This window comes from Mesobacillus sp., assembly GCF_047739415.1.
GTDB lineage: Bacteria > Bacillota > Bacilli > Bacillales > Cytobacillaceae > Mesobacillus.
Map to the genome: position 1 here is coordinate 1 of NZ_JBIQOE010000235.1, position 10,232 is coordinate 10,232.

At 40.1% G+C, this 10,232-nt stretch carries 12 protein-coding genes; 9 read left to right on the plus strand and 3 right to left on the minus strand.

Annotated features, from left to right (window positions below):
- Positions 1 to 531 precede the first annotated feature (531 nt).
- Entirely contained in the window at positions 532 to 699 is a 168-nt protein-coding gene (locus tag ACH0QE_RS18470; RefSeq protein ID WP_415801965.1) for a hypothetical protein, read from the plus strand.
- 19 nt (positions 700 to 718) lie between these two features.
- Here ACH0QE_RS18470 and ACH0QE_RS18475 read toward each other — a convergent pair whose 3' ends face one another.
- Positions 719 to 964 (minus strand): DUF2164 domain-containing protein, encoded by a 246-nt coding sequence (locus ACH0QE_RS18475; RefSeq protein WP_415801954.1) that lies wholly within the window; start codon positions 962 to 964, stop codon positions 719 to 721.
- A 307-nt stretch (positions 965 to 1,271) separates the two neighbouring features.
- Here ACH0QE_RS18475 and ACH0QE_RS18480 point away from each other — a divergent pair, with 307 nt between their 5' ends.
- Both ACH0QE_RS18480 and ACH0QE_RS18485 read left to right on the plus strand, forming a co-directional pair.
- On the plus strand, positions 1,272 to 1,583 hold the full coding sequence (locus tag ACH0QE_RS18480) for a hypothetical protein (RefSeq protein ID WP_415801955.1): 312 nt from the start codon (positions 1,272 to 1,274) through the stop codon (positions 1,581 to 1,583).
- Between the two features lie 21 nt (positions 1,584 to 1,604).
- Positions 1,605 to 2,108, plus strand: coding sequence for a hypothetical protein (locus ACH0QE_RS18485; RefSeq protein ID WP_415801956.1), 504 nt, complete (start codon positions 1,605 to 1,607; stop codon positions 2,106 to 2,108).
- Between the two features lie 38 nt (positions 2,109 to 2,146).
- Here ACH0QE_RS18485 and ACH0QE_RS18490 read toward each other — a convergent pair whose 3' ends face one another.
- Positions 2,147 to 3,085: an endonuclease I family protein gene (locus ACH0QE_RS18490; protein ID WP_415801957.1), complete on the minus strand. Its 939-nt coding sequence runs from the start codon at positions 3,083 to 3,085 to the stop codon at positions 2,147 to 2,149.
- Between the two features lie 194 nt (positions 3,086 to 3,279).
- Positions 3,280 to 4,326, minus strand: a complete 1,047-nt coding sequence (locus ACH0QE_RS18495; RefSeq protein WP_415801958.1) for an NAD(P)/FAD-dependent oxidoreductase — start codon at positions 4,324 to 4,326, stop codon at positions 3,280 to 3,282.
- Between the two features lie 170 nt (positions 4,327 to 4,496).
- Here ACH0QE_RS18495 and ACH0QE_RS18500 point away from each other — a divergent pair, with 170 nt between their 5' ends.
- The 6 genes from ACH0QE_RS18500 to ACH0QE_RS18525 form a co-directional block, all read left to right on the plus strand.
- Positions 4,497 to 5,342, plus strand: a complete 846-nt coding sequence (locus ACH0QE_RS18500; protein ID WP_415801959.1) for an ABC transporter ATP-binding protein — start codon at positions 4,497 to 4,499, stop codon at positions 5,340 to 5,342.
- Complete coding sequence (locus ACH0QE_RS18505; RefSeq protein WP_415801960.1) at positions 5,293 to 6,213, plus strand: iron-hydroxamate ABC transporter substrate-binding protein; 921 nt, start codon at positions 5,293 to 5,295, stop codon at positions 6,211 to 6,213. Before ACH0QE_RS18500 ends, ACH0QE_RS18505 begins: the two co-directional genes overlap by 50 nt.
- A gap of 88 nt (positions 6,214 to 6,301) precedes the next feature.
- A complete protein-coding gene (locus tag ACH0QE_RS18510) occupies positions 6,302 to 7,282 on the plus strand; it encodes a FecCD family ABC transporter permease (protein WP_415801964.1) in 981 nt (326 codons plus the stop codon).
- Positions 7,279 to 8,286, plus strand: a complete 1,008-nt coding sequence (locus tag ACH0QE_RS18515) for a FecCD family ABC transporter permease (protein ID WP_415801961.1) — start codon at positions 7,279 to 7,281, stop codon at positions 8,284 to 8,286. Before ACH0QE_RS18510 ends, ACH0QE_RS18515 begins: the two co-directional genes overlap by 4 nt.
- Before the next feature lie 263 nt (positions 8,287 to 8,549).
- Positions 8,550 to 9,560: a DUF3231 family protein gene (locus ACH0QE_RS18520; protein WP_415801962.1), complete on the plus strand. Its 1,011-nt coding sequence runs from the start codon at positions 8,550 to 8,552 to the stop codon at positions 9,558 to 9,560.
- Positions 9,561 to 9,891: 331 nt separating this feature from the next.
- Positions 9,892 to 10,232 (plus strand): hypothetical protein (locus ACH0QE_RS18525; RefSeq protein ID WP_415801963.1); only part of this gene is annotated, 341 nt, incomplete at its 3' end.

Sequence of the window (10,232 nt, forward strand, 5' to 3'; positions counted from 1 at the left end):
TAATGAATCCTAGTATAAATACAAGAATATAAGTCTCTTCTAAACCTTATGAAATGGGTTGGATTCAATTGAGAATTAATAATCAAATATTTATTGAATGGACAATTGCGAGAGTTTACGAGGACTTTTCTTTTACAAATGCTAAAGCAAGTATGCTTAAAAGAAGGAGAAAAGGTTGAAGTCATCAATTGGTTAGTGTAAGTGAATTTAATAATGAAAAAATATTTCTGAATCATTACGAATGTTATTACTTATGTTGAATAGAGATTATTGAATTAACGAAGCAGGTATAAAAAGAAGTAGATTTTTTTAAGCTAACTGGGCGATAAACGATAACCTATTTTTTTGCAGGAATGATAATCGTAGCAGCTCCAATGTATTTGGTTATTTGGGAATTCGATTTACTTCAATTCACAGAGGCATAACTGAACCTCCTTAATTGATCACCGGCCATTTACTTATTCAACTATAGAAGCAGGTTAGCATGAGTATTATTACACGACAAAAATAAAAATATATGGAGGTATAGTTATGTGGGTAATATTAGGGGTTATTGCAATAGTAGCAACTTTTATAAATCTTTATATGTATAAAGCAGGAAAGGATTATAAGCTTGCTATGGCGATGGGACTATCATTTACAGCATTAACACTTTGTGCAGACCTACCACTTTTTAAAGAAAAACCCGGCTTTCCATGATCCGGGTTTCAGGTATATACTATTTTCTTATTGGCTGCTCCAAGGTTAACATTTCCTCTTCCATAGAAGAATGTTGTTGATTTACAACTTGGATGGCATCTAATACAGCTGCGTTATAAAAGTGGGGTCCTAGGGATTCTTTTATGAAGTCCAGAACTCTTTCCGCTGCAAATTCCGAAATTTCTTCATCCCTTTCGTCTGAAAAAAACCTCTGGATATCAGAAATCATTTCTTGCTGCTGCTCTTTTTTGAACCTATAAAACATAGCAGACCACTCCTCTCAAATTCATACAAGGAACACTTTATCTATAAATTTATCTAAATTACAGTCTTTATTTTTTTCTTTATTTATGTCAATTGAGACCATGTTCTAATGGAGACAGAAAACACTGGCCGAGAATTAAAGAATAATTCCTTAAGAAAATCACGTGAATCTAGTAACTCAAGATGGAAGATAAGAGCATGCATACTTCAAACAGAAATTACATTTAAAACTATAGAGTTCTCCTCTTGTTTTATAAAAGGAAAGATTTTATATTAAAATTAAAATTTTAGAGGATGGAGTGTCTTATATGAGTAATAAGAAATTCTCAAAAGCTGAAAGGGAAAGGAATCGAGACATCGTCGGAAGCTATCATAAAAAAGTGACTGAAGAGGAATTGCAGGGTTTATTCAATGATTTCATGCTCTGGAAAAATGGAGATATGCCTTATTATGACTTGACGGAAAAAATTCATGAATTTCATAAAGTGAATCAAAAAATTTGGAGCAAGTTTAACCATAATGGCTGGGATGACTTTTTGCTTGTGCTTGAGGCAAAAAAGGAACTTGATCTCTTAACTGAAGATGAGAAGATAGAATACGCTCATTGGCTGAGAGATTAATAGAATTGGAAGGTAGTTCAATTGGCGAAGCATAGAAAGAAGACCAAAAAAGAGAAGCGGGGAAGACTGGGAATCCACAGACAGAGAAAACGGGAGAGGGAAAAGGCCCGGTTAGAATTTAAATTGGAGTCCGATGAGACTTTTGCATTTATTGCTGGTTACACGGAAGGTGGGGTTCCATACGGTGTAACACATGAAGAAATGGCAGAAATCGAGAAGTTAGAGAAACTGGATTTTGGCTTTCAATTCTTTGAGCTTGAAGTTGAAGGTGATTGGAAAGACTCTTTTATGGATGACGATGAATTTGACTTTGAAGATGAGTGGCTAAAACCGAGGGATAGAGAGTTGGCAGTTCAGTTGCTGGTCGAGCAGCAGCAAAAAACCTATAACTGGGAAAACGGTGATAGTTATGATTCATCGTTTGATTGGGAAAACTATTTTGGTGTAAAAGGAAAAGAGGAAACGCGAACAGAGTTGATTCATCATCTTAATCTTTTTGACTTGTTAAGAGATATGAGGAAGTAAAGATAAGTAGGCTGAACCATCACATGCTGGTTCAGCCTTTACCATGGAAACTCAATCTTCTCCGCCAATTCCGGAAAATCAATGAACGGGTTCCGGTTTCCCTGGATATAGTAGATGGCTTGATTGCGGTGCTGTTCGTAGAGTGTGGGCGGAAATTCTTTGTTCCAGCGGATGAGAAGCGGGATATCGACTTTCTTTTTGAATTCGATTTTTACACGTTTAGGATATCTCAGGAAAAAATAAAGCATGGCCCGAGCGGAGGCTCCCTTGCCGTGTTCAGGTTCGAACTCGAAGCCTGTTGTGACTCCGCAGTTATTCTGAATTGGCTCATCGTCACGCTCCGGATTGTAAAAATCAAAATCGGCAAATGGGTAGTTAGAGCGCGAGATGTTGCAATCAGGTTCGCAGACAAAGAGATGGTGAAGGTCGCCTTTCATAGGTTCGGCACCTTCAAACCAGGACTGCGGCACAATATGCTCGGTGTTCATCTTGAAATGGTCCTCAAAAACCTTCAAATCCTTAATCGAATCAAATCCATTCACCTGGATCTTTCGTGATCGCCGTCTGAACTCATCGTATTTCTCCCTCAGTGTTTCGTTATCCTCAATCAACAATGACTCCGGATCCTTCATCTGGCTGGAATAGACACTCTTCGCGGACCCATCCGGATATAAATCGACCCATGTGTACAAATACAAATCCTTTGCCAGGAAGTAGGGCAGCTGATTCTGATGTGATTGGAATACAATCATGTGGAATTTGTAAAAGAGAGCCAGGCCCGACAAATCCAGATTCTGAGCGCCCCGGTAATATTCCTTGATATCCAGCTCATCTTGGTCTGGATCATAATAAAGCTGCTGATTACTCTGGATGTTCCTCCGGTTTTCCTTCAAGATTGTCAGCAGCTTTTTCAGATCAAGCGAATCGTATTTATGATCCCAGCGGTCTTGACGTTGCTGTTTTTTGTATTTAGACATAAAAGTCTCCTCATTCTTGTTATCTTTATTATCATTTTACCCTTTCAATGTTTGTCCTTCAAAGACTTGAATGGAAAATGAAAGAAGTAGAACAAAGAGTTTTCTGTTTAAAAGCCAATCCAGCTTTGAGTGGCTTCCGACATCGTTGTCTGCGCTGTTTTTTTGCTAAACCAAATGAATCTCCTTTTCTAAAATCACTTTATCAATTGAAAAAGCATTTCCTTGTTTCTCTCTGAAAATACTTTATTGTGGGATGAGACCATTGCCGCTCCTGAAGCTGCCGGTTCGATAAACTGTTTTGCTTTATTGACTGCGTTGGCAGCATCCTGGAAAGTACCAGCTATCAGATTCAATTTTCCTTCGTGCTTTAAAATATCTCCTGCTGCAAATAACCCGGGGACAGAGGTTTCGCTTGTTGCTGTTCCATCAATGTAAAAATCATCAATCAACTTCGGTTCAAGTTCACTATTTTGCAGCAATGAAGCGTCCTGATCAAAACCATGATTGACTAGTACATCGTCAACAGCAAGACTCAGCACTTCACCTGTATTCTGATTGGTGATTTGTACATGTTCAATTGATGACCGGCTTTGATCAGCAATTAAATTGGTAATGCTTGAATGAAACAAACATTCCACAGAGCTGTTCATCAGCTGGGTCACTTGTGATTCATGGCCAGAGAAGCAATCTCTCCTGTGGACGAGATAGATCTTTTTAGCAACAGGTTCGAGCGCGTTCGCCCAATCAATCGCAGAATTGCCGCCACCGGATATGACAACCGTCCGATCCTTGAAGTATTTGAGAGAATTGACCATATAGTGAAGGTTTGACACCTCGAATGTTTCTGCACCCTCAAGTTTTAGTTTCTGAGGTTTTAAGATTCCGCTTCCAATCGCAACGATGACAGACTTCGAATAGTGAATCTCTCCCGAAGCACATTTTAGTAAAAAGAAATCCTGATCCTTGGTGATGGATTCAATTTTTTCATTCAACACAACCTCAGGGCTAAAAGTCATCGCCTGTTCTTTTAACTGTTTGATTAAATTTGCGCCAGTAATAGGGCCAATTCCGCCAACATCCCAGATCACTTTTTCAGGGTAGACATGAATTTTACCGCCAAGATCAGGCTGGGCTTCAATGATCTTCGTCTTCATTTCCCGCAGGCCGGCATAAAAGGCAGAATAAAGCCCCGCAGGCCCGCCACCGATAATCGTAATGTCGTAGATTTCTTTGTTATGCAATGGAAACACTCCTCGAAATTTTTACAAATGTATACGGTAAAAAATGATGAAAATGAAATTTTCACAAATCTGTCATTGACTGAATAAATGAATAGCTTTATAGTATACATTGTAAACGACACTGATAATCATTATCAACGAGAAAATGAAAAACTTTGGAGGAATGATGAATGGTCCGCTTATACACAGACCAATTGAACGTGGGATACGGGGAAAAAACAATCGTGAACAACCTGACCTTAGAAATCCCCGATCAGCAAGTCACGATTATCATTGGCCCAAATGGCTGCGGCAAATCGACATTGCTAAAATCGATGTCACGAATCATTCCCCATCAGTCTGGATCGATTTACCTGGATGGTTCGAGTATCTCTAATGAAGATACGAAAAGCCTGGCACGAAAGATGGCCATTCTTCCACAAACACCTGAAAGTGCAGCCGGCCTGACGGTAGGGGAATTGGTGTCGTACGGACGCTTTCCATATCAAAAGGGATTTGGGAGGCTGACTAAAAAGGATATGGAAGTCATTAATTGGTCTCTTGAAGTGACAGGGACGGCGAGTTATAAATACGAGGCTGTCGATTCCTTGTCCGGCGGGCAGAGACAGCGTGTCTGGATCGCACTTGCACTCGCACAGGAAACGGAAATGATATTCCTTGATGAACCAACGACCTATCTTGACATGGCGCATCAGCTTGAGATTCTCGAGTTATTGCAAAAATTGAACAGGGAGCAAGGCCGGACGATTGTCATGGTGCTTCATGATCTGAACCATGCAGCCAGGTTTGCCGATCATCTTATTGCCCTAAAGTCGGGGAGGATTGTCAAAACAGGAACAAGTGAAGAAGTCATCAACAAGCCTGTTCTCAGGAAAGTATTCCAAATTGACGCTGAAATCGGGAGAGATCCACGTACAAATAAACCGATTTGCATCACGTACAACTTACTAAAAGGAGAAGAAGAAAATGAAGAAATTACTTATGCCATTCCTGCTTATGCTTGTGCTCGTTCTTAGTGCTTGCGGAGGCGGAGAGACCAATGAAAAATCAAATCAAGAAAAGAAAGAAGATACACCAGAAACAATCACCTATCAATCTGAAAATGGTGCTGTAGAAGTACCTGCAAATCCAGAAAGAGTCATTGTCCTTTCTTCCTTTGCGGGAAATGTAATGGCTCTAGATGTGAACATGGTCGGTGTTGACGCATGGTCAAAAATGAATCCGCGTTTTGAAAAATTAAAGGACGTGGAAGAAGTGACAGATGAAAATCTGGAGAAAATCATTGAATTAAATCCAGACCTGATCATTGGTCTATCTAATATCAAAAATGTCGATAAGCTGAAGGAAATCGCGCCTACTGTTACTTTCACATATGGTAAGCTAGGTTATCTAGAGCAGCACCTTGAAATCGGCAAGGTTTTGAATAAGGAAAAAGAAGCTCAAGATTGGATCGATAACTTCAAGGCTGACTCTAAAGCGGCTGGCGAAGAAATCAAGGCGAAAATTGGTCCAGATGCAACCGTTTCTGTTATTGAAAACTTCGACAAGGAACTGTATGTATTTGGCGACAACTGGGCAAGGGGTACGGAAATCCTTTATCAGGAAATGGGCTTGAATATGCCTGAAAAAGTGAAGGAAGCAGCTCTAGAACCTGGTTACTATGCAATTTCCCCTGAAGTATTGTCTGAATACGCTGGTGATTATGTTGTGTTCAGCAAGAATGCAGAGGGAGATACATCCTTCCAGCAAACTGAGACTTATAAAAATATCCCTGCAGTAAAGAATAACCGTGTATTCGAAGTGAATGCGAAGGAGTTCTATTTCAATGATCCTCTAACACTTGAATATCAGCTGGAATTCTTTAAAAAATCATTTCTAGAACAATAACAATTAGCAGGAGGAATTCTTATGGATTCCTCTTCTTGCTATTAGAAAGATGAGATGCATTATGATCAACCATAACAGCTCGCTCTCCATGCTTGCCAGGTTTGTTGCCGGAATCCTCATTCTGGCCGCAAGCTTCATGACGGCCATGGTCTTCGGGGCAGCAGATACGACCGTCAAAGAGATTTGGCTTGCGATTACTTCAACCGTCAAAACAGATACAATTACCATGATCAGGGAAATCAGGCTTCCGAGGGAGGTTGCGGCAATTTTCGTAGGTGCCGCCCTTTCCGTAGCTGGTGCGATCATGCAGGGCTTGACGAGAAACCCGCTCGCTGACCCGGGCTTGCTTGGATTGACGGCTGGAGCAAATGCTGCATTGGCACTAATTATGGCGCTCAGTCCTTCGGCCGGTTACCTCGCAATCACATTTGCATGTTTTATCGGAGCAGCTGTCGGCGTCGTCCTCGTTTTTGGGATTGGTGCCTTGAAGAAGGGCGGGTTCTCCCCATTGCGAATCGTCCTGGCAGGAGCCGCAGTCTCCGCCTTTTTGTTCGCGGTAGCTGAAGGAATCGGTCTGTATTTTAAAATCTCAAAAGATGTCTCAATGTGGACAGCCGGGGGCCTAATGGGAACATCATGGACTCAGCTGAAAATCATTGTGCCGTTCATCCTGGTTGGAATGCTGGTTGCATTTTACCTATCAAGGCAATTGACGATTTTGAGCTTGAGTGAAGAAGTAGCAGTAGGACTTGGCCAGAAGACAAACTTAATTAAATTGGTATTATTCATGGTTATTGTTTTACTGGCAGGGTCTTCGGTTGCGCTAGTTGGAAACATGGCCTTTATCGGGCTGATGGTCCCGCATATAGTCAGAATGATCGTCGGCACCGATTATCGATTCGTCCTGCCGATGTCAGCTATATTCGGCGCGTCGTTCATGCTGATCGCAGATACGCTTGGGCGAACGATCAACGCTCCTTATGAAACACCGATTTATGCGATTATTTCCATGCTCGGACTGCCGTTCTTCCTGTTCATTGTCCGTAAAGGAGGGAAGAGCTTCACATGATCCATCCGTCGATAATCAAGAAGCAAAGGTATATTGTGTTGACCTTGTCTGTTTTAATTATTTTTACTATCGTAGTCAGTCTGGGATTGGGCTATGCCTCCGTATCGTATAATCGGATCTTGCCGACGATATTCGGAAATGGCACGTTTAAAGAAGAATTTGTTTTGTTTTCAATCAGGATGCCTCGAATTATCGTGACACTTCTAGCTGGGATGGCGCTGGCACTTTCCGGAGCGATTTTGCAGGGACTAACGAGAAACGATTTGGCTGATCCAGGGATCATTGGGATAAATTCTGGAGCCGGATTAGGAATTGCCGTGTTCTTTCTTTTCTTCCCAATCGATGCCGCTTCGTTTGCGTACATGCTTCCACTGGTCGCTTTCGGTGGTGCACTGGTGACAGCGATCCTGATTTATTTGTTTTCTTATAAAAAAGGGATCGGACTTCAGCCTGTGAGACTGATTCTTGTCGGTATCGGTTTTTCGATGGCACTGTCCGGTGCGATGATTGTCATTATTTCAGCAGCGGAAAGGCAAAAGGTTGACTTCATCGCCCGCTGGCTTGCAGGCAATATCTGGGGAACAGACTGGCCGTTTATTCTGGCACTCCTGCCGTGGCTGCTGATCCTGGTGCCGTTTACGCTTTATAAAGCCAATCGCCTAAACCTTCTGAGCTTAAGCGATCCGGTTGCGATTGGTGTCGGAGTATCGATTGAAAAAGAAAGAATCGTCCTGCTTTTAACAGCTGTTGCATTAGCAGCTTCGGCCGTGTCGGTAACAGGCGGCATTGCTTTCATCGGATTGATGGCCCCGCATCTTGCAAAAGCACTGATAGGCCCAAGAAATCAATTATTCCTGCCAATCGCAGTTTTGATCGGCGGATGGCTCCTACTGTTCGCAGATACCATCGGCCGCAATCTCCTTGAACCAGAAGGTATACCGGCAGGAATCATGACTGCATTAATTGGTGCACCATACTTTGTGTATTTGCTTTTAAAAAAATAGATGACTGTGACCTGTACGAAACTCAGGGATAAGGGCGTGGAAACTAGACTTTCCACGCCCTTTTGCTTAAATACAAGAGGGCTTGAAGGGTAGAACAGGGTTAGTTGAAGAATTTAACAAAACATATTCCAATTCCAGTGTACCTTATTCCTCATCTTTTGTTTTTTGTAATGGATAATCTATCTAATGTATGATGTTAATTTACATTTCCCCCCATAAACATGGTAATACTTAAAGAAAATATGTGATGGGAATGAAAATGTATGGTAGAACATAAACCGAAGATAACATCTGCTGAAATTTCGATGTTGTGGAGTACTTATATAGGTGACACCATGTCGATATGTTTGCTAAAACATTTCTTACATACTTGTGAGGATGAGGATATTAAACCAATTATTCAGCTTGCACTGGACTATTCAACCGATCATGTTGCTCAAATATCAGATTTATTTTCAAAAGAAGGGATTCCTCTTCCTAAAGGGTTTGGAGAACAAGATGTTAATTTACAAGCGAGGAAACTTTTTTCTGATGTAACGTACCAGCGTTACTTGCACCATATGGGGAGAACGGGATTAAATTCATATAGTCTAGCTAAGTCTATATCTGCTCGTAAAGATGTCCGTAACTTGTTTAAGCGTTTTTTAAATCAAGCAGAAACTTTGTATGACCAGAATACAGAACTGATGCAAGAAAAAGGGGTCTTTATCCGGTCTCCTTATATTTCTTATCCGGATAAAGTAGAGTTTGTTACAGATCGAAAGTTCCTCGGTGGGCTAATAGGACATCGCAGACCGCTCCTTGGGGTGGAAATTGCCCATTTAGGGGTTAATATTGAAGTAGCAAATGTAGCCAAAACTTTTCTATTGGGATTCAGTCAAGTCGCTCAGTCCAAAAAAATTAGTGACTACTTTAAAAGTGGATATGATATAGGAAAGAAAATGGTTGAGGATTTTATGATCAAATTAAAAGAAGACGATAATTCTTATCCTTCAACTTGGGATTCTACTATTACAAATAGCACTGATGCACCATTCTCAGATAAATTAATGCTATTCCACACGAATGCTCAAAGTGCCATCGGTATAGGGGATTTTGGTCTTGCCATAGCTGCATCACTTCGGAAAGATTTAACCGTGAAATATGAGGAGTTTATCCTTAAGGTTGGTGCCTATGCTGAGGAAGGTGCAAAAATCTTAATTGAACACGGATGGTTTGAAAAGCCGCCCCAATCCATTGATAGAGAATTACTTCGAAATAAAAAGAGAATTTAAGAATGGGTCACAAAAGAGGCTTTTCGATGTTTATATAATTTATATGAATTGGTAAAAAACATTAAAAAAACTCGTTCAACTTTTGAAGAGTTTTTTTAGTGTTAAATCTTCTGAACCCATAAATAGCTGCATACTATTAAGTTTTTTCTACGAAAGGTGCAGATGAAAGCCAACAAAGGAACAAAATTCGAATAAAAAGTCTGTTTCTTTTTGACTTGTATTGATTTAAGAATTAGAAAAATGATTTATCTTTAGGAGTATTTTCTTTAGATACCGTGTATTTAAGTCATTTATGCATAAATTAATACAAACAATTAAAGATGGTGACTATATGCAAACGGTTGGGCTTTTCATGATTTTAGCAATATTATCACTTATTTCCTTGTATTTCTTGATAAAGAAAATGAACGTCACTAACTTCTTGGGCTGTTATTTTTTATCCAATATCCTTATTACAAATACAGGTTTAATCATTAATTTAAATTTGAAGCTAACAAAGCAAGACCCATCTAGTGAATTAATTTTTTGGACACAAAAAATACCTGAGTTAACACTCAAGCCAGCCTTACTTTTATGGTTAATTTATATTTTGTTCTCTAATAGAACTATTTTTAGTAAAACAATCTATTCATTCATCTTTTTAACAGCACTTATTTCAATTGAAATATATTT

Coding starts and splice junctions, on each gene's coding strand:
- ACH0QE_RS18475 (WP_415801954.1), bottom strand. CDS start 964: ATGTTTTATAGGTTCAAAAAAGAGCAGCAGCAAGAAATGATTTCTGAT.
- ACH0QE_RS18505 (WP_415801960.1), top strand. CDS start 5,293: ATGAAGAAATTACTTATGCCATTCCTGCTTATGCTTGTGCTCGTTCTT.
- ACH0QE_RS18515 (WP_415801961.1), top strand. CDS start 7,279: ATGATCCATCCGTCGATAATCAAGAAGCAAAGGTATATTGTGTTGACC.
- ACH0QE_RS18510 (WP_415801964.1), top strand. CDS start 6,302: ATGCTTGCCAGGTTTGTTGCCGGAATCCTCATTCTGGCCGCAAGCTTC.
- ACH0QE_RS18520 (WP_415801962.1), top strand. CDS start 8,550: ATGGTAGAACATAAACCGAAGATAACATCTGCTGAAATTTCGATGTTG.
- ACH0QE_RS18470 (WP_415801965.1), top strand. CDS start 532: ATGTGGGTAATATTAGGGGTTATTGCAATAGTAGCAACTTTTATAAAT.
- ACH0QE_RS18480 (WP_415801955.1), top strand. CDS start 1,272: ATGAGTAATAAGAAATTCTCAAAAGCTGAAAGGGAAAGGAATCGAGAC.
- ACH0QE_RS18500 (WP_415801959.1), top strand. CDS start 4,497: ATGGTCCGCTTATACACAGACCAATTGAACGTGGGATACGGGGAAAAA.
- ACH0QE_RS18490 (WP_415801957.1), bottom strand. CDS start 3,085: ATGTCTAAATACAAAAAACAGCAACGTCAAGACCGCTGGGATCATAAA.